The sequence below is a fragment of the Arthrobacter sp. MDT2-34-1 genome (assembly GCF_059091365.1).
Genome location: NZ_JBNHGO010000001.1, coordinates 83,349 through 104,908 on the forward strand (window position 1 = coordinate 83,349; position 21,560 = coordinate 104,908).

The window sequence follows — 21,560 nt, forward strand, 5'->3', positions numbered from 1 at the left end:
AAAGTAGTGGGGCGAAGAGGCTATCGACCTGTGGTCGACACTTTTAGAAGCGCGGGCCGAGATGGCGCGGCTCAATGATCTGCTGAACAGTGCAATCGAGCGCCCTGAGCATTACGGTTGCACTCGGCGTCAGCGAGTACGGTCCGGCGCCACCGAGATAAAAGGCGACTGCACTGGACCGCAGTTTCGTGCCGAGCGCCTCGTGTTAGTGTCGGCCGCCCTAAAGACGCCATGTATCCTGCTGAGGTATCGAAGGAAATCAGCGAGGGCACGAGGTAAGCGGGCACATGTTGGGACCCACACTAATGCTGCGTCCCCTATTGATCTCGCGGATAGCCCTTTTCGCGGGTACGTTGCTGTTTCTGATAGTGCTCTTCTTCGAGACCAAAGCCGGTCCTGACTCATCATCTGGACGCGTGGGGGATCACCCCTTCGGGTCGGTACCAGATGTCATGTTGTTTGTGCTGCTTATGTGCGCCCTGCTGTTCGCTGGTTGGCGAAACTGGCGGTTGGGTGTGCAAGTATCCGCCGCAGATCTAACGGTGTTCGGAGTCTTTCGGGATCGGACGGTCCCGCGGTCCGCAGTCCGGGACATCACCATGAGCTCTCTGCTCGTGTGGGAAGGGGCAGATGGGAAGATCCGGACCACGCCGATCGCGGCGTTTTTAAATCCGGGTGGCTTGCTTGGCTTTGTAGCCCGACACAACGAGCGGAGTCTCAGGCAATTGCGGGACGAGATCCGACCGAAAAATTGATGACCCGAGCGACCATGCGGGCACGTGCTGGTGGATCCCCTGAGCATGGAAGCTTGGTCATGTTTGGCGCTTCATCGCAACCGAGATTGACGCATACGCAATTTCGCAGAAAACGGCAGCATTAACCAGGCCTGCGGCACGACTACGCCTCACTGTTGATCGCCTCCGGGGTCGGCGTAAAGGTCATCAGCGGTGCAAAGCCAAGACGACGCGCGACACGCCTATGCGCAGATGTTTCCGGACAAAGAAGAGTCCGCACGTGCTGCTGTCACCGAAGTGTTGGCAGCTCGTGCGGACTCTGTGCGGACTAGCCCGCGTTTAACCGCGGAATCTAGCTAGCAGCCGTAGTAGAGCTCGAATTCGTACGGGTTCGGGCGGGCGGCCAGCGGCGCAATTTCCTCTTCGCGCTTGTAGGCGATCCAGGTGTCGATCAGGTCCTGGGTGAAGACACCGCCGGCCTGCAGGAACTCGTTGTCCGCCTCCAGTGCCTCGAGCGCTTCCTCCAGCGAACCCGGAGCCTTCTGAATGTCCTTGGCTTCCTCGGCGGGCAGCTCGTACAGGTCCTTGTCGATCGGGTCGGCCGGCTCGATTCGGTTCTTGATGCCGTCCAGGCCCGCCATCAGCTGCGCGGCGAAGGCCAGGTAGGGGTTGGAGCTGGGGTCCGGAGCGCGGAACTCGATGCGCTTGGCCTTCGGGTTGGAGCCGGTGATCGGGATGCGGATGCCGGCCGACCGGTTGCCCTGCGAGTAAACCATGTTCACCGGGGCCTCGAAGCCCTTGACCAGTCGGCGGTAGGAGTTGACCGTCGGGTTGGTGAACGCCAGCACAGCGGAAGCATGCTTGAGCAGGCCGCCGATGTACCAGCGGGCGGTGTCGGAGAGGCCGGCGTAGCCCTTCTCGTCGTAGAACAGCGGCTGCCCGCCGGTCCAGAGCGACTGGTGGCAGTGCATGCCGGAGCCGTTGTCGCCGAACACGGGCTTGGGCATGAACGTGGCGGACTTGCCCCAGGCGTCGGCGACGTTTTTGACGATGTACTTGAACTTCAGCAAATCGTCGGCCGCGTGCGTCAGCGTGCTGAACTTGTAGTTGATCTCGGCCTGGCCGGCGGCGCCGACCTCGTGGTGGGAGCGCTCGACCTCGAGGCCGACGGCGTCCAGCTCCACGCAGATCGCGTCGCGCAGGTCCGCCTGCTTGTCGGTGGGGGCCACCGGGAAGTAGCCGCCCTTGACCGGGGTCTTGTACCCCTGGTTCCCGCCTTCTTCCCGCTTCCCGGAGTTCCAGTACGCCTCGACCGAGTCCACCCTGTAGAAGGAATGCTCGGGGCTGGACTGGTAGCGGACGTCGTCGAAAATAAAGAATTCGGCTTCCGGGGCGAAGAACGCGGTGTCGGCGATGCCGGTGGAGGCCAGGTACGCCTCGGCGCGCTCGGCCACGCCGCGGGGGTCGCGGTGGTAGGGGTCACCGGTGCGCGGGTTCACGATGGAGAAGTTCAGCGCCAGCGTCTTCTCGACGCGGAACGGATCGATGAAGGCGGTCGAAACATCCGGGATCAGCTGCATGTCGGACTCGGCGATGCCTTGGAAGCCGCGGATCGAGGAGCCGTCGAAGAGTTGGCCGTTCACGAAGAAGTCCGCGTCAACGGTCTTGGCCGGCACGTTGAAGTGCTGCTGGACGCCGGGCAGATCGGTGAAACGGATATCGACGAACTTAACGTCTTCGTCGGCGATGTACTTGAGGACCTCGTCCGCATTCTTGAACATCGGGTCATGCTCCTTACGCATTCTGGGGGAACCTGCCTCCGCTGTACGGGGCCGGCAACAGTTACAACAATAGGAGCAGGGAATTTCCCGACAGTGTCGCAAGTGTTTCGGGCAGGTTACGAAATCGATGTGCACTGCAAGTTTACCGTCAGTGGCCTTCACGCTTTACCGGCGGGAACTCCGGCCGCCCCCGGGGAAACCCCGTTACAGGCGGGACCGGTAAACTTGAGGGGTGGTAAGCAGACGCGATCTTGGTTCCTGGCTTGAAGGCCCCCCGCAGTCCAACATCCAGAAATGGCCCGGGCAGCGGCTCGGGCTCCCGCAATCCGGGCCCGGCTCGATCGCGCGTCCGGGGCGCCGGTTCGTGGCGCTGCTCATTGACTGGCTCCTGTGCTACGCGATCGCGAACGCCTTCCTGGGCGGCAGCCAGCTGGCCATCCTGGGTGTGTTCGCCGTCGAGCAGCTGCTGCTGGTGGGCACGCTCGGCTACAGTTTCGGCCACCGACTGCTCGGCATCCACGTGCGCAAACTCGACGGCTCCGCCCCAGGCCTGCTGGCCGCCGTCGTGCGCACCGTCCTCCTGTGCCTGGTGATTCCGGCGGTTATTTTCGACCCCGACCAGCGCGGGTTCCACGATCGTGCCATGGGCACCGTCCTGGTGCGCCGCTGAGACGGCGTTCCTCGATCGTGCCGTGAGCACCACCGTCCTGGCGCCCCGCTGAGCCGGCGCCTCACTGCAGGCCTCAAGCCTGCTGTCTGGCGCGATGCGTTAAACCCGAAAGGCTGCCGGTGAAACCGGCAGCCTTTCGGGTTTAACGGGCGGGACGCTCAGCGGCCGCGCATGGCCTTGCGGTCCGGGCGGGCCTTGAACGGATCCACGCCCTTGGGGATGGGGAGCTTGTTGCTGCCCAGGGCCGACAGGCGCTTGTCCACGGCGCTGACTTCCTGTTTGGTCAGTTCCTTCTTGAGCTTCTGCACGGTCTTGGCAACCTTGCTCAGCTCCACCTGGCCTTCGCCGCGGCCGGTCTCGATCACATGGATCGTGACATTGGGCAGAATGCGGCGAAGCCTGCGCCGCTCCGACTCGACCAGCTGCCGCACGCGGTGCGAGGGGCCCTCGGTGACCAGCACAATGCCGGGGCGGCCCACGGCGCGGAAGACGGCGTCCTGGGTGCGCGGGTTCACGGCCACCGGCTGGTCCTGCAGGATCCAGCCGCGGCGCAGCACGCTGAGGGCCGCGCCGGAAGCACCGGGCTGGCCCTCGATCTGCGAGAACGCCGCACGTTCGGCGCGCCGCGACAGGATGAAGGTGGCGGCCAGCAGGCCCAGCGGGATGGAGATGATCAGCAGCGTGACCCAGTTGTTGATCAGCAGGCCGATGATCAGGCCGACGGCGACGATGCCGAGGAAGGCCAGCAGCATGAACCAGACAACGTTCGGGTCGTTGCGCCGGGTCATCCGGAAGACCTGGCCGATCTGCTTCAGCCGGCCGGGCTGCTTGTTGGCTTTGGACGGTTTCCCAGCCTTGGGCTTGCGTGAGAAGAGACCCCGCTTCGGGGCGTCGGAATCGGTGCTATGGGCCATAATGTCCAATTCTATCGTGACGGAGGAGGCACTCGTGCCGGACGCGGACACGGCAGCGGCCCGGCAGCCGGCAGGCTCCCGGACCGCGGTTCCGGCGGTTCAGCTACCGGGCTGCAATCAGCGTGGCGGCTTCCTGGCGGGTGCTGCCGGACTCGCCGATATGGGCGAGCTGGGGCGGAAGCTCCAGGCCCTTCTTGCGCATCGCGGTGGCCCAGAGGCGGCTGGCGCGGTAGGACGAGCGCACCAGCGGCCCGCTCATCACGCCCAGGAAGCCGATCTCCTCGGCCTCCTGGCTCAGTTCCACGAATTCCTCCGGCTTCACCCAGCGCTCCACCGGGTGGTGGCGTTCGGTCGGGCGCAGGTACTGGGTGATGGTCACCAGGTCGCAGCCGGCGGCGTGCAGATCGCGCAGCGCCTCGGAGATTTCTTCGCGCGTTTCGCCCATGCCCAGGATCAGGTTGGACTTGGTCACCATGCCCTGGTCGCGGCCCTGCGTGATGACATCGAGCGAACGCTCATAGCGGAAGGCCGGCCGGATGCGCTTGAAGATCCGGGGCACGGTTTCCACGTTGTGCGCGAACACCTCCGGTTTGGCGTCGCAGATGGCCGTGATGTGTTCGGGCTTTCCGGAGAAGTCCGGAATCAGGATTTCGACGCCGGTGCCGGGGTTGAGTTCGTGGATCTTCCGGATGGTCTCGGCGTAGAGCCACACGCCCTCGTCGGCCAGGTCGTCGCGGGCCACGCCGGTGACGGTGGCATAGCGCAGGTTCATCTGCTGGACCGACTGGGCCACCTTGGTGGGTTCCAGGATGTCAACGGGCGAGGGCTTTCCCGTGTGGATCTGGCAAAAGTCGCAGCGGCGCGTGCACTCGGAGCCGCCGATCAGGAACGTCGCCTCGCGGTCTTCCCAGCATTCGAAAATATTGGGGCAGCCTGCCTCTTCGCAGACGGTGTGCAGCCCCTCCTTCTTGACCAGGTTCTTCATGCCCACGTACTCGGGGCCCATGTTGACCTTGGCTTTGATCCAGTCCGGCTTGCGCTCCACGGGGGTGGCTGCATTGCGGGCCTCGACGCGCAGCAGGCGGCGTCCTTCAGGGGCGAGCGTCACAACAGGGCTCCTTCGGTCTGGCGGTGGCCAGTGTCGGTGTCGGTGGCCGCGGGGCCGGGAGTGCCGGCCTTGACCAGGGATGTCTCGAACGAGCGGAGTTCTTCCTCCACCCGGTCTGCGATGTCGGCCGGAGCCACGTCCAGCCCGGTCTCGGCCTGGATGGTGGTGGTGCCGGCGTCGGTAATGCCGCAGGCAATGATCTGGCTGTAGGGTGCCAGGTCGTTCCGGCAATTGAGCGCGAAGCCGTGCATGGTTACCCGGCGGTTCACGCGGATGCCGATGGCGGCGATCTTGCGGGCCGGACCGCGCTCGTCGGCCTCGATCCAGACGCCGGAGCGGCCCTCCATCCTGGTGCCGGCCACGCCGTAACCGGCGAGCACGTTAATCAGGACCTGCTCGAGGATGTCAACGTAGTCGGCCACCCGGGTGGGATCCGGGAGAGCCACGATGGGGTAACCCACCAGCTGGCCGGGGCCGTGCCAGGTCAGTTTGCCGCCACGATCCACGCTGACCACGGGGGTGCCGTCCAGCGGCCGCTCATGGTCTTCGGTCCGCTTGCCGGCGGTGTAGACGGCGCTGTGCTCCAGCAACAGCACGGTGCTGGGCGCCGTGCCCGCCACGACTTCGGCGTGCAGCTTGCGCTGCAGCGCCCAGCCTTCTTCATAATCGACGTAGTCAGGGGCGAAGCCCAGCCGAGAAAACTCAAGAGCCATTCAGCAAGACTACGCTCCGGGGGCCGGGCACTGCTATTTGTGTAACGCCGCAATTGCTGTGGATAACTCCTGCACCCCGCGGCCAAACGGAGTACAAGTGGTCCATGGAAGATGGGCAGACACCCGGGGCGGCCTCCGTGGAGCAGGAACCGCCGCGCCCGGCGGCGCCGGGGCTGCACGTGCAGCGGTGGCTGGGCAGCGGCGCCTCGGCCTCGGTATGGCTGGTCCGCGAGGCGCTGACCGGAACGGAGTATGCCCTGAAGGTGCTGTCTGCGCCGCCTGCTTCCTCCTCCGACGACGGCGGAGGCCCGCCGCCGGGGCGGCGCCCTGCCCGGCACGTATCCGCCGCCGATGAGGGCGAGCCCGCTCCCTGGGCGGTTGCCGCGGAGGGGCAACCGGGGGCCGCGGCCGCCGCTGCCGCCGACCATGAACTTGCCCTGTTGGCGGGGGCGCGGCATGAGCACCTGCTGCCCGCTCACGGTCACGTGGCGACCGACCGCGGGCCCGGGCTGCTGCTGGAATATGCTGCCGGCGGCTCGCTCGCGGCACTCGTCGCCGCCCGCGGCCCGCTGGCCGTGGGCGAGGCCGTGACGATTCTGACTCCGGTAGCACAGGCCCTGGATTACCTGCACGGGACCGGGACCGTGCACGGGGACGTATCGCCCGGCAACGTGTTGTTCACCGCGGTGGGCAAGCCGATGCTGGCCGACCTGGGGGTCGCCCGCGCGCTGGGCAGTAACCGCCCGCCGGCGGCGGGCACGCCGGGGTTCGGGGCACCGCGCAGCGGGTCCGGCGGCGGCCGGCTGGATCCCGAAGCGGACATTTATGCGCTGGCAGCCATCGGCTGGTTCGCGCTCACCGGCCGGGTGCCCGGTGCCACCGCGCAGCGGCCGCCACTGGCGGCATTGGTGCCCGAGGTGCCCGATGACCTGGTGGCCCTCCTGGAAGACGGACTGGCCGAGCGTGCAGGGGAGCGCCCCTCGGCGGCGGAGTTCGCCCGCCGGGCGATTCGGGCCGCAAAGCCGGAGGCCCTGGATTTGACGGCGTCGGCGCATCCTTCCGTTGCCAGCCAGTTGCTGACCCGGCGGCAGGCGGCGGGTAAGGCCGCCGGCTGCCGGAACAGGGGACTGCTGCCACCGTTTCCGCGGCCGCAGGTTGGGGCCGGCCGCGGAGGCGGTGCCCGGCCCACCCCCGGCCGGCGGGCCAGGGCCGGGCTGGCGGTCGCCGCGGCTGCGGCGGCAGCGGGCATCCTGTTCGCCCTGGCCGGCAACGTAACGCCTGCTCCGCCGAGCGTTCCGGATGCGGTCTCATCGCCCGGCCGTGACCGGTCCGTGCAACAGGTGTCCACGGCGCAGCGCGAAGGGCAGCCCCCGGCTCCTCCCGAAGCCCGGGTACTGCCGGCGGAACTGGAACGGGCGCTGCGGGGCGGCGATGCCGCGGCGGCCCTGCCCGCCCTGGCCTGGTTGCGCACCGAGGCCGTCAGGACCCGCGACGCAACGCTGCTCAACCGGGTCAATGTGCCCGGCACGGCCGTCATGGACACGGACCGGGGCATCATCGCGGCACTGGCAGGCTCCGGCAGCTGGCTCGACGGGCTGGAAACCACGGTGGAGGCGGTAACCGTGGATCCAACGCCACCAAGCGGAGGGCCACAGGAATGGGTGGCCGCGACCGTCAGCACGTCGGCGTACCGGCAGGTGGCCGCCGACGGCAGCGTGCTGGGACGACGCGCCGAACCCAGCGTGCAACGGGTCCAACTTGAGATGGTGAGGCGGGACGCCGGCTGGCTGATCCAGTCAGTCCGCGAGGCGCCCCGCCGCTCGGATGACCCCGGGGCCCGCACAGGCCGTGACTAAGATCGAGGCATGACTTCATCGAGCTACTTCCGCTACCCGCACGTGCACGGCGATCTGGTCACGTTCGTCGCTGAGGACGATGTGTGGGTCGCACCCCTTGCCGGCGGCCGGGCGTGGCGTGTTTCGTCGCTGCAACTGCCGGCCCGGAACCCGAGGTTCTCGCCCGACGGGCAGCACCTGGCCTGGAGCGTGGTGCAGGCCAGCGCCCCCGAGGCTGTCACGGCGTCGGTCGACGGCGGGGGATTCCGCCAACTGACCTACTGGGGGCACGCCAGCACGAAGGTAAAAGGATTCACGACAGCGGGCCACGCCCTGGTGACGAGTTCCTTCGAACGGGAAGAATCACGTCACACCTGGGCCTACGCCGTGCCGCTGGACGGCTCGGACGCCCGGGTCCTGCCCTATGGCCCCGTGGACTCGATCGCGTTCGGGCCGGAACTCGGCGACGAGCGTCCGGTCGTGGTCGGCAGCGTGCTCTCGCGCGAACCGGCGTGGTGGAAGCGTTACCGCGGCGGAACGGCCGGAAAACTGTGGATCGACCGGGACGGCGGCGGCGAGTTCGGGCGCCTGGCGGCCGAACTCGACGGCAACCTGGCAGACCCGATGTGGATCGGCAACCGGATCGCGTTCCTGAGCGACCACGAAGGTTACGGCAACCTGTATTCGGTGCGGCCGGATGGAAAAGGCCTGCGCCGGCACACCGACCACGACGGTTTCTACGTCCGCCATGCCGCGACGGACGGCACGCGCGTGGTCTTCGAATCCGCCGGAGAACTCTGGGTCCTGGACTCCCTCGACTCCCCGGACGCGCCGCGCCGGCTTGAGATCACGCTGGGCTCGGCATCAACGAGCCGCCGCGGCCGCCCGCTCGACGTGGCAAAGCACCTGGCCTCCGCCGTGCCGAATCCCAAGGGAACCGCCTCCGTCATCGAAACGCACGGCACGGTGCACTGGCTGACCCACCGGGACGGCCCGTCGCGCGCGGTGGAATCGACGCCCGGCGTCCGCGCCCGGCTCGCGCGGCCCCTCGGCGACACGCGGGTGGTCTACGTCGCCGACCATGACGGCGAAGAAGCCCTCTACATCCGCCAGGTCTTCGAACAGCTGTCCCGGGCCGACCAGCCTGCTCCCGCCGCAGCCGCGCCGGCCCCCGCCGAACCGGAGCCCGACGGCTTGCCGCGCCCGGTGTCGGCCTCCGCCGTCGTCCATCCGACCCAGTCCCAGCCCATCGTGGAGGTGCGGTCCGGCGGACGGCAAGGCGGCGGAAGCGGCGGCGGGGAACCGGACGCCCGTTCCGCCGAGGCGCTCGAGCCGCAGCAATTGCGCCGCGTCGAGCTGCCCGGCCCGGACCGGGTGAGCGCGCTTGCCGCCAGTCCGGACGGCAGGCTGGCGGCAGTGGCCACCGAATACGGCCAAGTACTGGTCCTGGACGCCGCCAGCGCTCAGCTCCGCCGGCTCTCCGGCACCGATCACGGGGCGATCAGCGAGCTGGTCTTCTCACCGGATTCCCGCTGGATCCTGTGGACCGAGCCCGTGACCGCGGAGGGCACCCGCACGCGTCTCCGGCTGGCCCGGGCCGACGGCACCGGCGGCATCGTCGACGTGACCGACGGGCGCTTCCGCGACCATGGGCCGGCGTTCACCCCGGACGGCAAGTTCGCCGCGTTCCTCTCCGAACGGAGCTTCGATCCGGTCTATTCCACCCACAGCTTCGACCTGGGTTTTCCCGAATCGACCAAGCCGTTCCTGGTGGCCCTGGCCGCAGCCACGTCTTCGCCGTTCGGTCCGTCGGTGCACGGCACGCTGCCGGACGCGCCGCCGTCGGCCGGGAAGGATCACGACGGATCCCCGAACGGGGAGGACCAGGCCACGCCCGCCGTCGCCGACATGGTGGTGGACGCCGAACGGCTGGGCGAGCGGATCATCCCGGTCCCGGTCCGGCAGGGCCGCTACACCGACCTCAGCGCGGTAGACGGAGCCCTGCTGTGGCTGGCCAGTGACCCCGCCGGTGTCACCGGAGAAGGCCGTGCGTCGGCGGAGGAGCCGGAGCAGTCCCAGCGGCTGGAGCGGTTCGACCTCTCCCGCCGGGAGGTTTCCGTGCTGGTGCCGGCGCTGGATTCCTACGAGGTGTCCCAGGACCGCAAGCGGATCGTGTACGTGCACAAGGCACAGGTGAAGGCCGTGCCGGCCGCCGGGAAGGTCGACGACGACTCGCCCGAGAGCGTGCAGGTCGACCTGGGCCGGATCCGGGTCACGCTCGAACCGCTCAAGGTCTGGGGCCAGGCGTTCGACGAGGCCTGGCGGCTGCAGCGCGACTTCTACTGGGCCGAGGACCTGGCCGGGCTGGACTGGCAAGGCGTCTACGACCGTTACCGGCCCCTGGTCGAGCGGCTTGGATCGCACGACGACCTGGTGGACCTGCTCTGGGAGCTGCACGGCGAACTCGGCACCTCGCACGCCTACGTTTCGCCCCCGCCGGTCGCCGAGCCCGGCTCCGGGAAACAGGGACGGCTCGGCGCCGACCTGGCGCGGACCGAGGCGGGCTGGACCGTGCAGAGGATCCTCGCCGGCGAATCGTCGGACCCGCTGGCGATGTCTCCGCTGACAGCTCCGGGCGCAGCCGTCGACCCGGGGGACGTGATCGCGGCGGTGGACGGCATCCCCGTGGACCCGCTGGCAGGCCCGGCGCCGCTGCTGGCCGGCGCGGCCGGCAAGACGGTCGAGCTCACCATCGTCAACGGGGCGGGCAGCCCGGAAGCCGGCCTGCAGCGGCGGATCGCGGTGATCCCCATCCGCGACGAAGAGCGGCTCCGGTACCAGAACTGGGTCTCCGGGAACCGCCGCAATGTCCGCGAGGCATCGAACGGACGCTTCGGTTACCTCCACATTCCTGACATGGTGGCGCGCGGCTGGGCACAACTACACCGCGACCTGGACGTGGAGACCGCCAAGGACGCGCTCGTCATCGACGTACGGCGCAACCGCGGCGGCCATACCTCCCAGCTGGTTGCCGAGTTGATCGGCCGGAAGGTCACCGCCTGGAACCTCGCCCGCGGCGAGCAGCCGGGCACGTACCCGGCCCACGCGCCGCGGGGCCCCGTCGTCGTCCTCACGGATGAATACGCCGGGTCCGACGGCGACATCATCACCCAGGTGAGCAAGCTGCGCGGAATCGGCCCCGTGGTCGGGACGCGGACCTGGGGCGGGGTGGTCGGCATCGACGCGAAGTTCTCGCTGGCCGACGGCACCGGTGTCACGCAGCCGCGGTACGCGTTCTGGTTCACCCAGGGCGTGGGCTGGGGCGTGGAGAACTACGGGGTGGATCCGGACATCGAGGTGCCGTTCCCGCCGCACGCGTACGGGGCGGGGGAGGACCCGCAGCTGGAGCACAGCGTCGGCATCCTCAAGGAGATGCTGGGCGAACTGCCCACCGACCAGCCGCCGGCGCGGGCCGGTTATCCCGTGCTGCGTCCCGGACCGCTGCCGCCGCGTCCGCAAGAGGCCGGCTGAGCGCCGGGCTGAACATTGAAGAACCCCGGGCACATCGAAAGGTGCCCGGGGTTCTTCGACGAAGATTTGTGCGCTAGCCGGCCAGGGTGGCATCAATCGTGATGCTCGGGACGGAGGCCAGGGCGCCGGAAACAGGACAGGTGTCCTTGGCACCGGAGGCCAGGCGCTGGAAATCGTCCTCGCTGATCCCGGGCACGGTCGCGTTCACGGTCAGGCGAATCTCGGTAATTCCGGTGCCCGGCACGAAATCCACGGCCGCCGAGGTCCTAATGCTCTCGGCGGTGGTCCCGTTCTCCTTGAGCATGTTGCTGAACTGCATCGAGTAGCAGGTGGCGTGGGCGGCAGCCAGCAGTTCTTCGGGGCTGGTCTTTCCTTCGGACTGGTCCGCACGTGCCTTCCAGGTGACATCGTAGGTGCCGATCCCGGACGTTTCGAACGTAGTCTGGCCGCTGCCGCTAAACAGGTCGCCATTCCACTCGGTGCTGGCAGAACGTGTTGAAGCCATATGGTCCTCCTTGGTCGATGTACGGATGCGTTTTCCGCCGGTCCCGGCCAAAGGCGGCCGGTGCCGTCATCCTCATCCTAGGGGAGTTGCGCCGGACTGTCCGGCGGCACGGGTTTAAGCCACTGCGGCCGGCCCCGGGTCGGGGCCGGCCGCAGCACGGAAAATCGTAGGGTCAGTTCCAGAGGGTGGCGATGGCGACGTTCAGCAGCGCCAGGCCGCCCACGGAGTGGGCCAGGCCGGTGGAAATCGGCTCGCCGGCCTTGTACTTGCGGCGGCCGATGAAAGCGAGGACGGCCACGACGAGGCCGATGACAAGCTTGATGGTCAGCTTCACATAGTTCGGATCTTCAAAGTCCTCGGGCATGGCCGGAATCAGGCCCATCATGATGACGCCGGTGATGACCTGCAAGGCGGCGCCGTCGAACTGGCGCGGGTGGACCGTGGGCTTCTTCATGTTGCCGATCCAGATGCCGACGATCATGGCAGCACCGACGATGTGCAGGAAGACGAAAACGCTGTAAAGGATGTCCATAGGCCCAGCTTATCGGCCGGGGAGGCACGCAGATCCGCGCCATGCCGCGACGGCACGGGGTTTTTCTACCTAGCGTAGTACGGCGGGGCGGGCCGAGGGGGCAAAGCACAGCGGCGGGCTGCGTCCACTGGAACGCAGCCCGCCGCTCATCCGTGCGTCGCGCGGGGCAGGCCGGCTAGAGGCCCAGATCCGCCTCGAACTGTCCGGCTTCCAGACGCGCCCGCAGTGTCTGCAGGAAACGGCCGGCATCCGCGCCGTCGACCAAACGGTGGTCGTAGGTCAGGGACAGGTACATCATCGAGCGGATCGCGATCGAATCGTCGCCGTTCTCATCCTGGACAACCATGGGCCGCTTGACGATGGCGCCGGTACCGAGGATTCCCACCTGCGGCTGGTTGATGATCGGCGTGTCGAACAGGGCGCCGACGCTGCCGATGTTGGTGATCGAGAAGGTGCCGCCGGAGAGCTCGTCGGGAGCGATCTTGTTGCTGCGGGTACGTGCGGCAACATCGGCGATCTTGCCCGCCAGGCCGGCCAGGTTCAGGCTGCCGGCGTCGTTGATCACCGGGACCAGCAGGCCCTTGTCGGTATCCACCGCAATCGCCAGGTGCTCTGCGTTGTGGTAGGTGATCTCCTGCTTTTCCTCGTCGTACTCGGCGTTCAGCTTCGGATGCTGCTTCAGCGCCTCCGCGACGGCCTTGGCGATGAAGGGCAGGTACGTCAGCTTGACGCCGTTCTGCTCCTGGAAGGACTTCTTGGCACGCTCGCGCAGCTTGGCCACCTTGGTCATGTCGACCTCGTGGACCTGGGTGAGCTGGGTGGAGGCGTCCAGCGATTCGCGCATCCGGCGGGCGATCACCTGGCGGATCCGCGGTGCCTTCTCGACGGTGCCGCGCTTGGCCGAGGCCGCGGCGTCCGCCGGAGCCTTCGCGGTGGCTGCCGGTGCTGCGGCCGGCTTGGCGGTTTCGGCCGCCTCCAGCACATCCTGCTTGCGGATGCGTCCGCCCACGCCGGTGCCCTTGACGTTGGACAGGTCCACGCCGTGCTGGTTGGCCAGCTTGCGGACCAGCGGGGTGACATAACCGGCGTCCGGGCCCGCGGCGGGCTCGGCGGCGGCCGGGGCTGCCTGGGGGGCTGCCGCCTCCGGAACCTCGGCCTTGGGAGCCTCGGCCTTGGGGGCTTCTGCGGCAGGCTGTTCGGCGGACGGTTCAGCCACCGGGGCTTCGCGTTCCTCGGCAGGCGCTGCGGCCACCGGCTCGGCTTCCTTCGGCTCCGCCTTGGCGGGGCCGGCACCGGTGCCGATGATGGCGAGCACCGAACCGACCTCTGCGGTCTCGTCCTCGGCGACCTTGATTTCCTGGATCGTGCCGGCCACCGGGGACGGGATCTCCGTGTCTACCTTGTCGGTGGAGACCTCGAGCAGCGGCTCGTCGACCTCGACGGTGTCGCCCACCTGCTTCAGCCAGCGGGTGACCGTTCCCTCGGTCACGCTTTCGCCCAAGGCCGGGAGGGTGACTTCGGTGCCTTCGCCGGAACCGGCGGCGGGGGCCTCCTCGGCGGGGGCTTCCTGCCGGGGCTCCTCCTGCTTCGGGGCCTCCTCGGCGGGGGCTTCCTGGGCGGGGGCTTCCGCCTCCTCCTGAGCCGCCGGCGCTTCCTCGGCTGCCTCGCCGGAGCCGGAACCGTCGCCAATGCGCACCAGCGGGGCTCCGACGTCGGCGGTTTCGTCCTCGGCGACCAGGATCTCTTCGATCACACCGGCTACCGGAGAGGGGATCTCGGTGTCGACCTTGTCGGTGGAAACCTCGAGCAGGGGTTCGTCGACTTCGACCCGGTCGCCGACCTGTTTCAGCCAGCGGGTCACAGTGCCTTCGGTGACGCTTTCACCGAGGGCGGGCAAGTTCACGGTTTCAGACATGTGGTGCCCGTTCTCCTTTGAGTCTATTTTCCGGCCTGGCCGGTACATCGAGTCTTGTCTTGAGCCTAGTGCACCCGCCCGGCGGGGACGGGTGCACCAGGGGAGGGCTTGTTAGCCGTGCAGCGGGCGGCCGGCCAGCGCCATGGCGGCCTCGCCGAGGGCCTCGTTCTGCGTGGGGTGCGCGTGGATGAGCGCCGCGACGTCCTCCGGGTAGGCTTCCCAGCTGACGATCAGCTGCGCCTCGCCGATCTGCTCGCCGATGCGGCCGCCGATCATGTGCATGCCCACAATGGGGCCGTCCTTTTCGCGGACCATCTTGATCATGCCGCTGGTGCCCAGGATCGAGCTCTTGCCGTTGCCGGCCAGGTTGTACTCGACGGTCTCCACGTTGTCCTTGCCGAACTTCTCCTCGGCCTGCGGCTGGCTGAGGCCGACGGAGGCAATCTCCGGATCGCAGTAGGTGACCTTCGGAATGTTGATGTCTTCGATGAGGGCCGGCTTGTTGCCGGCAATCTCCTCGGCCACGAAGATGCCCTGCTGGAATCCACGGTGGGCCAGCTGGACGCCCGGGACAATGTCGCCGACGGCGTAGATGTTGCCGACGCCGGTGTGCAGACGCTCGTTGGTGATCACGAAGCCGCGGTCAACCGTCAGGCCGGCTTCCTCGAAGCCCAGGCCTGCGGTGCTCGGTCCGCGCCCGACGGCAACAAGCATCAGGTCGGCCTGGAACGTCTTGCCGTCGGCGAGGGTGACCACCACGCCGTCGTCGTTCTGTTCCACCTTGTCGAAGAAAACGCCGGTGTTGAACTTGATGCCGCGCTTCTTGAACGCGCGCTCGAGCTGCTTGATGATGGCCGGGTCCTCGTTGGGCACCAGCGAGGGCAGGCCCTCGACGATGGTGACGTCAACGCCGAACGAGTTCCATACCGAGGCGAACTCGACGCCGATGACGCCGCCGCCGAGCACCACGGCGCTCTTGGGCAGGGTGTCCATCTTCAGGGCATGGTCGGACGTGATGACCTTGCCGCCGATTTCCAGGCCGGGGAGGGTCTTGGAGTAGGAGCCGGTGGCCAGGACGATGTTCTTGCCCTTGTAGGCGGTGCCGCCGACCTCGATGGTGTCCTTGCCGACGAGCTTGCCTTCGCCTTCGATGACGGTGATGCCCTTGGACTTGACCAGGCCGGTCAGGCCCTTGAACTTCCCGGCGATGACACCGTCCTTGTAGGCATTGACGGCGGCCATGTCGATGGAATCGAGGCTCACGTTCACGCCGTACTTCGCGGCGTCCTTGGCGTGGTCGGCCAGCTCGGCCGAATGCAACAGCGCCTTGGTGGGGATGCAGCCGTTGTGCAGGCAGGTGCCGCCGAGCTTGCCCTTTTCCACCAGACCGACGCTGAAGCCCAGCTGCACGGCGCGGAGGGCAGCGGCATAACCGCCGCTGCCGCCGCCGAGGATCAGGATGTCGAATTCTTGCGCTGTTGCCGAATCGGCCACGTGAACGCTCCCTCGCGTGTTCGCAACGTGTGGTGACACGTCGATGAGTTGATTGGGGTTGACGAACGAAGTTGGTTGGGTCTCACCTTAGCCCTCCCGCATACCATCATCTAGTTGGTGACGGCCCCAACGGGCCGGATTGTGTGCGGATTCACGCGGGCGTGCCGTGGGGCGCGGGCCTTTAGGAGCTGCGGGCCACTACATCCTCGGCGTAGGCCACCAGCGTGCGGACGGCGACGCCGGTGCCCTCCTTCGGGGTGTAGCCGTGCGGGGATCCTTCGTTAAAGGCCGGGCCGGCGATGTCCAGGTGGGCCCACGGGATGCGCACGCCGCCGGATTCGCCCACGAACTCGCGCAGGAAGATCGCGGCCGTCAGCATGCCGCCGTACTTGTCGCCCATGTTGGACAGGTCTGCCACCTGCGAGTCCAGGCTGGGACGGAGTTCCTCCGGCAGCGGCATCGGCCAGAACAGTTCCCCCGCCCGGTCGGCGGCGGCCTTGACGGCATCACGCACGGGTTCTTCGCCCATGACCGCGGCCACCCGGCTTCCCAGCGCGACCATCTGCGCACCCGTCAGGGTGGCGACGTCCAACAGGACGTCGGGATGTTCCTCGCTGGCGGCGGCCAGTCCGTCGGCCATGACCAGCCGGCCTTCCGCGTCGGTGTTCAGCACTTCCACCGTCTTGCCGCCGTACATGGTTAAGACGTCGGAGGGCCGGGACGCGGTGCCGGACGGCATGTTCTCCGCCAGGCAAAGCCACGCCGTGGCCTTCACCGGCAGTCCCAGTTCGGCGATCGCCAGGACGGCGTTCAGCACCACGGCCGCGCCTGCCATGTCGCACTTCATGGTCATCATGCCCGTGGCGGGCTTAAGCGAGAGGCCGCCGGAGTCGAAGGTGATGCCCTTGCCCACGAAGGCGAGCTTCGCCTTGGCCCGGACCGGCGCGTATTCCACCTTGACCAGGCGGGGCGGGCGGCTGGATCCCTTGCCGACACCGGTCAGGCCCCCGTAACCGTCTTTCGCCAGCCGGCCCTCGTCCAGGACGGTGACCTTGACAGGCAGGTTCCGGGCCATCCGGGTGGCCGCCTCGGCGAACGACTCCGGGTACAGGTGGCTCGGCGGCTGGTTGACCAAGGAGCGCGTAGCGTTGACCGCCCGTCCCAGCACCGAGGCCCGCTTGAGTGCCTTCGCCAGTTCCTTGTCGCCGGCAACCGGCGTGATGACGGTGGCTTCCGCCACCGGGCCGCGGGCCCCGGCCGCCCGGGTGCGGTGATCGCTGAAGTCATAGGCGCCCAGGGCGGCGCCTTCGGCGACGGCCGCCGCTTCGGCGACTGTTCCGGCCGGCAGGCCGAGGGCCACCGAGCGGACCCCTGCCAGTTGGCGCACCGCCGAGCCGGCGGTGCGGCGCAGGGTTTCTTCCGTCAACGCCTGCCCGGGGAGCAGCTTCCCGACGCCGGCCAGCACCACCACGTCCGCCCCGGCCCCGGGCAGCCCCGGCAGCCGGTGTACCTCGTCGGCCGCGCCGGTGACGCCGAGCAGCGGAAGGGAGTCCTGCAGCGTTTTCGACGCCTTGGCCGGCAGCGGATTCTCCAGCAGGACCGGACCGTCTCCGTCCTGCCCGACCGCAATGACGAGGGCGGCTGACTTGGCCTTTTTGACATCTTTGGCAATGGCGCTGAGCTTGAGCTCGGTCGTGGGGATCACGCAGATCTGTCCTAACTTCTCCTACAGCCGGCCGGCCGGACGGGTAGTGCCCGCCGCCGTTCACCGGTTGCTTACCGTTGTGTCTACAGTAGTTCCAGCAGGAATGAGCCTTTGAAAGGTTGGCCGGAACAGGGCCTGCACCTGTCGATCGTAGTCTCTCCGGCTCCGGATGCGGTGCCGCGCACGCGCTGTCCCGGTCCGCGGGCAGGAATTTTTCCGCCCGCCGGGGCGCTGAACATTGCGAGAGAGCCATGCACGGCAGGGAAAGACGATGCCGGAACGGAGGGCACATTGCTGGATCCACGGTCGCTGATGTCGACCAACGCGGAGTTATTCGACTCGCCTGCGCTGCGCGGGCTTGATCTCGTCATGGGATTCACCGGTGCTGCCGAAGCCGGCCACGTGGTGGAACAGATCGGCGACGAGTTGCTCGACGAGCTCGACGCACAGCTGGTCGTCTCCTTCGACGCCGACCAACTGGTGGACTACCGCAGCAGGCGGCCCCGCATCACCTTCGCCGGCGACCGTTTCACCGACTACGAAGCCCCCGCCATCGAGCTGTACCGGCTGGTCGACGGGCTCGGCACGCCGTTCCTGCTGTTGACCGGCCCTGAACCGGACTACCAGTGGGAGCGGTTCTCCCGGGCGGTCGTCTGGGTGGCGAACCGGCTCCAGACGCGGCTGGTCGCGTGGGTCCAGTCGCTTCCCATGCCGGTGCCCCACACCCGCCCGATCGGCGTCACCGTCCACGGCTCGCGGCAGGACCTGATCGACGGGATCACCAGTTGGAAACCCCAGGCGGAGCTGCAGGCCGGCATCGGCCCGCTGCTGGAAATGCGCCTCGCGGAGGCCGGGCGTGACGTCGTCGGCTATTCCATCCATGTGCCCCACTACCTGTCCGACGCCCAGTACCCGCCGGCCGCCGTCGCGGCGCTGGAGTACATCGGCGCCGCCACCTCGCTGACGTTGCCCACAGACCGGCTGCGCGAGACCGGACGCGAGGTTGAGAGCCAAATCGACCGGCAGGTACAGGATTCTGCGGACGTCCAGCGGGTGGTCGGCCGGCTGGAAGAGCGGTACGACGAGTACGCGGGGCACGAAGAGCGCCGCTCGCTGCTGGTCAAGGACAACGAAGAGCTGCCCGACGCCGACGAGATCGGCGCGGCAGTGGAGGCCTTCCTGGCCACCCAGCCCGCCACCGACGACGACGGCGCCGAAGGAGCCTCCGCGGGGCCCGGCGACGCCGATTAGTCCCGCGCGCCGGGCCGTGGGCAAGATGGAGCAATGGATTCGCGGCGTGCTTGGTGGGTGTGGGGGAGCGGGATATTCGCCTATTTGGTGGCGATCACCCAGCGGACGACCTTCGGCGTAGCAGGCCTGCAGGCCACCGAGCGCTTTGACGCCACCGCCGCCGCGTTGTCGACGTTCACCGTGGTTCAACTGGTGGTGTACGCGGGGCTGCAGATCCCCGTCGGCCTCATGGTGGACAAATACGGGCCCCGGATGATGGTGGCCGGAGGGGCCGTGCTGATGCTGGCCGGGCAAACCGCCCTGGCCTTCGCGTCCTCCGTCCCCGAAGGGCTGGCCGGACGCGTCCTCGTCGGTGCCGGCGACGCGATGACCTTCGTGTCCGTGCTGCGGCTGCTGCCCAGTTGGTTCAGCGGCAAGCACATCCCGTTGCTGACCCAGTTGACCGGCCAGCTGGGCCAGATCGGCCAACTGATCAGCGTCATCCCGTTCGTGGCCATCCTTAACCTTGCGGGTTGGACGCCGGCTTTCCTCTCTGTTGCCGCGCTCTCCGCGGTGGCCTTTGTCCTTGCCCTCGCGGTGGTCCGCAACGAGCCCGGCCCCCGGCGGACGGCCCCGCAGCCGACGCTGCGCCAGACCGGCGCGTCGCTGGCCGAAGCGTGGCGGGAACCGGGTACGCGACTGGGACTGTGGACCCATTTCACGGTCCAGTTCCCCGCGAACGTGTTCATGCTCATGTGGGGCTACCCGTTCCTGGTGTCGGCCCAGGGCCTGACGCCGACGGAAGCCTCAGTGCTGATGACGGCAGCGGTCATGACCTCCTTCGTCGCCGGCCCGTTGCTGGGCCGCTGGGTGGGCCGGCATCCCCTGCGGCGCTCCACGATGGTCCTGCTGATCGTCGGGGCCATGTCGGCCGCCTGGCTGTGCGTGCTGGTTTACCCGGGTCCGGCACCGTTCTGGCTGCTTCTGCTGCTGGTCATGGCCGTGGCGGTCGGCGGCCCGGGTTCCATGATCGGCTTCGACTTCGCCCGGACCTTTAATCCGCTCAGCCGCGCCGGAACGGCCACCGGAATTGTCAACGTGGGCGGCTTCATCTCGGCGCTGCTGGTGATGCTCGGCATGGGCGTGGTGCTCGATGCCCTGCTGGCCAGCGGGTTCTCGCAGGGCGACCTGTACGCGCTGGACTCGTTCAAGCTGGCCTTCAGCCTCCAGTTCCTCTTCCTGATTGCGGGCACGCTGGCGATGCTGGCCGTGCGCAAGCGCGTGCGTACCCGGATGTCGCACGGCGGGATCACCGTGCCGCCGCTGCGTGACGCGCTGGCACGGGAGCGCCGCCGGCGGCGCCAACGGATCCGGGAACGCAGGGGGAACGGCGGAACCCGGGGCGGGTAAGCACCCTCCCTCCAGGGTTGAGCACCTTCCCTCCACCTGGGCTTCTGCAGGGCACTTGTCCACAGGGGAGCGCCCTCGGCTGGCCGCCGGGCAGGCAGCGGCGGAAGGCTCCTGTCATGGAGAAGAAGAAGTTCACCGCCCGCCGCTCCGTCGACATTCTCGGTTTCGTGCCGCATGCGCTGGGATTCCTTCCCGCCGACAGCGTGGTGCTGCTGGCCGTGTCCCAAGGCCGTTTGGGCGCGACCCTCCGCCTGGACCTCCCCGCCAGCGGGGACGGCTGCCACCTCGAACTGTTTGCCGAAACAGCGGCGGACTATCTGCGCTCCGATGAGGACGCCGACTCCGCGCTGCTCATCCTGTACACGGACCACCCCTGGCGTTCGCCGGAGCGGCCGCCCCATGCCCGGCTCGTGGCCGCCCTCGGCCGTTCCCTGTCCGCCGCCGGGCTGCCGGTCCGCGCGGGCTGGACGGTTGGCCCACGGCATTGGCGCGAGCTGTATTGCGGCGACACCGAATGCTGTCCGCTGCCCGGGCGTCCGGTGTCACAGATCCGGGACAGTGCCCTGAACGCCGAACTTGTCTACAGCGGCAGCACCTATGCGGCATCCGCAGCGGAGGCCGTGGCCGTCCCACGGGCCGCAACCTCCGGCGCACCCTACGCGGCCGCCGCGTCCGGCCGGAAGGCGGGGGCTGCCGCCGCACCGCCGCCGGCAGCGTCCGCGGCTGACGTGGCACCGGACGTGGCGGCCGGGATACAGCTGGAGGCGGACCGGCTGGCCGCGGAAACCGCGGGAGGGTGGACCCATGCGGCCTTCTACTTCCACACCCTCCGCCGCTGGGAGCATTCCCTGGCAGCGCACCAAGCCGGAACCCTCACGGCCGAAGCGCAGGCCTTCCTGCTGGCGAGCCTGACCGACAACGCGGTACGGGACGGTGTCGCCATCTTCGCCTGCAGCAGTCCCGAGACGGCGTTCCTCTGGGCCGAGGCGTCCGGTCTCCTCGATGACACGGACCCTGCGGCGGGCGCCGTGCCGCCCGCCGTTCCGTTGCCCGGGTCCGGCGATCCTGCGGCAGCCCGGGGCTGGTCCAAAATCCTGATCGGCGAGTCGCCCCACGCTCCGGACTGGGATCGCGTGGACGCCACGGCACACCTGCTCTCCCGCCTGCACGCGGTCGGAACGGGGCGCTCCCGCGCTGCCGCCGGCACGCTGCATGCCTGGATCGAATGGGCCCGGGGGCGCGGTACGCATGCGCATCAACGCGCCGAAGCATGCCTTCGCGAATGGCCCGGCTACCGGCTGGCGGAACTGGTGCGGGAACTGGCGGACAGCGGAATGCTGCCGATGTGGGCGCGCCGGCGGGAGACGGCCTGGCCGGGCCGGAGGCACCTGACGGCCTGACCGCGGCGTCCGCGGGGGTCGAAAATCAGTTCATCCGGCGGTCTGAATCGTGAGACAATGGGAACCGAGACCCGGTTGGGTTC

General features: G+C 68.3%; 15 protein-coding genes. 6 read left to right on the plus strand and 9 right to left on the minus strand.

Annotated features, from left to right (window positions below):
• Positions 1 to 1,090: 1,090 nt before the first annotated feature.
• Positions 1,091 to 2,515: a type I glutamate--ammonia ligase gene (glnA, locus tag AC5RVV_RS00380; RefSeq protein ID WP_493967363.1), complete on the minus strand. Its 1,425-nt coding sequence runs from the start codon at positions 2,513 to 2,515 to the stop codon at positions 1,091 to 1,093.
• A gap of 232 nt (positions 2,516 to 2,747) precedes the next feature.
• On the opposite strand from glnA, the gene AC5RVV_RS00385 reads away from it, so the two are divergent.
• On the plus strand, positions 2,748 to 3,185 hold the full coding sequence (locus AC5RVV_RS00385) for an RDD family protein (protein ID WP_493999487.1): 438 nt from the start codon (positions 2,748 to 2,750) through the stop codon (positions 3,183 to 3,185).
• Between the two features lie 158 nt (positions 3,186 to 3,343).
• Here AC5RVV_RS00385 and AC5RVV_RS00390 read toward each other — a convergent pair whose 3' ends face one another.
• The 3 genes from AC5RVV_RS00390 to lipB all read right to left on the minus strand — a co-directional run bounded on the left by AC5RVV_RS00390 (position 3,344) and on the right by lipB (position 5,920).
• Positions 3,344 to 4,099 carry a DUF4191 domain-containing protein gene (locus tag AC5RVV_RS00390; RefSeq protein ID WP_493999488.1) on the minus strand — a complete coding sequence of 252 codons (756 nt, stop codon included), beginning with the start codon at positions 4,097 to 4,099 and terminating at the stop codon, positions 3,344 to 3,346.
• A 103-nt stretch (positions 4,100 to 4,202) separates the two neighbouring features.
• Complete coding sequence (gene lipA / locus AC5RVV_RS00395) at positions 4,203 to 5,207, minus strand: lipoyl synthase (protein ID WP_493999489.1); 1,005 nt, start codon at positions 5,205 to 5,207, stop codon at positions 4,203 to 4,205.
• Complete coding sequence (lipB, locus tag AC5RVV_RS00400; RefSeq protein ID WP_493999490.1) at positions 5,204 to 5,920, minus strand: lipoyl(octanoyl) transferase LipB; 717 nt, start codon at positions 5,918 to 5,920, stop codon at positions 5,204 to 5,206. The genes lipA and lipB overlap by 4 nt, the downstream gene beginning before the upstream one ends.
• 104 nt (positions 5,921 to 6,024) lie before the next feature.
• Here lipB and AC5RVV_RS00405 point away from each other — a divergent pair, with 104 nt between their 5' ends.
• Positions 6,025 to 7,776: a protein kinase domain-containing protein gene (locus tag AC5RVV_RS00405; RefSeq protein WP_493999491.1), complete on the plus strand. Its 1,752-nt coding sequence runs from the start codon at positions 6,025 to 6,027 to the stop codon at positions 7,774 to 7,776.
• A gap of 9 nt (positions 7,777 to 7,785) precedes the next feature.
• Positions 7,786 to 11,286 carry a S41 family peptidase gene (locus AC5RVV_RS00410; protein ID WP_493999492.1) on the plus strand — a complete coding sequence of 1,167 codons (3,501 nt, stop codon included), beginning with the start codon at positions 7,786 to 7,788 and terminating at the stop codon, positions 11,284 to 11,286.
• A 73-nt stretch (positions 11,287 to 11,359) separates the two neighbouring features.
• On the opposite strand, the gene AC5RVV_RS00415 is transcribed toward AC5RVV_RS00410, so the two are convergent.
• The 5 genes from AC5RVV_RS00415 to AC5RVV_RS00435 all read right to left on the minus strand — a co-directional run bounded on the left by AC5RVV_RS00415 (position 11,360) and on the right by AC5RVV_RS00435 (position 17,437).
• Positions 11,360 to 11,791, minus strand: coding sequence for an OsmC family peroxiredoxin (locus AC5RVV_RS00415; protein ID WP_493999493.1), 432 nt, complete (start codon positions 11,789 to 11,791; stop codon positions 11,360 to 11,362).
• Positions 11,792 to 11,963: 172 nt separating this feature from the next.
• Entirely contained in the window at positions 11,964 to 12,323 is a 360-nt protein-coding gene (locus AC5RVV_RS00420) for a hypothetical protein (RefSeq protein ID WP_493999494.1), read from the minus strand.
• Positions 12,324 to 12,498: 175 nt separating this feature from the next.
• On the minus strand, positions 12,499 to 14,238 hold the full coding sequence (sucB, locus tag AC5RVV_RS00425; RefSeq protein ID WP_493999495.1) for a 2-oxoglutarate dehydrogenase, E2 component, dihydrolipoamide succinyltransferase: 1,740 nt from the start codon (positions 14,236 to 14,238) through the stop codon (positions 12,499 to 12,501).
• A 111-nt stretch (positions 14,239 to 14,349) separates the two neighbouring features.
• Positions 14,350 to 15,732 carry a dihydrolipoyl dehydrogenase gene (gene lpdA, locus AC5RVV_RS00430; protein ID WP_493999496.1) on the minus strand — a complete coding sequence of 461 codons (1,383 nt, stop codon included), beginning with the start codon at positions 15,730 to 15,732 and terminating at the stop codon, positions 14,350 to 14,352.
• A gap of 181 nt (positions 15,733 to 15,913) precedes the next feature.
• A complete protein-coding gene (locus AC5RVV_RS00435; protein ID WP_493999497.1) occupies positions 15,914 to 17,437 on the minus strand; it encodes a leucyl aminopeptidase in 1,524 nt (507 codons plus the stop codon).
• A 312-nt stretch (positions 17,438 to 17,749) separates the two neighbouring features.
• Here AC5RVV_RS00435 and AC5RVV_RS00440 point away from each other — a divergent pair, with 312 nt between their 5' ends.
• From AC5RVV_RS00440 to AC5RVV_RS00450, 3 genes are all read left to right on the plus strand, one after another.
• Positions 17,750 to 18,688, plus strand: a complete 939-nt coding sequence (locus AC5RVV_RS00440) for a proteasome assembly chaperone family protein (RefSeq protein WP_494001242.1) — start codon at positions 17,750 to 17,752, stop codon at positions 18,686 to 18,688.
• Positions 18,689 to 18,721: 33 nt separating this feature from the next.
• Complete coding sequence (locus AC5RVV_RS00445) at positions 18,722 to 20,077, plus strand: MFS transporter (protein WP_493999498.1); 1,356 nt, start codon at positions 18,722 to 18,724, stop codon at positions 20,075 to 20,077.
• 116 nt (positions 20,078 to 20,193) lie between these two features.
• Positions 20,194 to 21,477, plus strand: coding sequence for a DUF4192 family protein (locus tag AC5RVV_RS00450; RefSeq protein ID WP_493999499.1), 1,284 nt, complete (start codon positions 20,194 to 20,196; stop codon positions 21,475 to 21,477).
• Positions 21,478 to 21,560: the final 83 nt, after the last annotated feature.

Excerpts from the sequence above, each read along its gene's own strand:
- AC5RVV_RS00420 (WP_493999494.1), bottom strand. The coding sequence starts at position 12,323 with ATGGACATCCTTTACAGCGTTTTCGTCTTCCTGCACATCGTCGGTGCT.
- AC5RVV_RS00450 (WP_493999499.1), top strand. The coding sequence starts at position 20,194 with ATGGAGAAGAAGAAGTTCACCGCCCGCCGCTCCGTCGACATTCTCGGT.
- AC5RVV_RS00405 (WP_493999491.1), top strand. The coding sequence starts at position 6,025 with ATGGAAGATGGGCAGACACCCGGGGCGGCCTCCGTGGAGCAGGAACCG.
- glnA (WP_493967363.1), bottom strand. The coding sequence starts at position 2,515 with ATGTTCAAGAATGCGGACGAGGTCCTCAAGTACATCGCCGACGAAGAC.
- AC5RVV_RS00445 (WP_493999498.1), top strand. The coding sequence starts at position 18,722 with ATGGATTCGCGGCGTGCTTGGTGGGTGTGGGGGAGCGGGATATTCGCC.
- AC5RVV_RS00440 (WP_494001242.1), top strand. The coding sequence starts at position 17,750 with ATGTCGACCAACGCGGAGTTATTCGACTCGCCTGCGCTGCGCGGGCTT.
- sucB (WP_493999495.1), bottom strand. The coding sequence starts at position 14,238 with ATGTCTGAAACCGTGAACTTGCCCGCCCTCGGTGAAAGCGTCACCGAA.
- AC5RVV_RS00390 (WP_493999488.1), bottom strand. The coding sequence starts at position 4,099 with ATGGCCCATAGCACCGATTCCGACGCCCCGAAGCGGGGTCTCTTCTCA.
- AC5RVV_RS00415 (WP_493999493.1), bottom strand. The coding sequence starts at position 11,791 with ATGGCTTCAACACGTTCTGCCAGCACCGAGTGGAATGGCGACCTGTTT.
- lipB (WP_493999490.1), bottom strand. The coding sequence starts at position 5,920 with ATGGCTCTTGAGTTTTCTCGGCTGGGCTTCGCCCCTGACTACGTCGAT.
- AC5RVV_RS00410 (WP_493999492.1), top strand. The coding sequence starts at position 7,786 with ATGACTTCATCGAGCTACTTCCGCTACCCGCACGTGCACGGCGATCTG.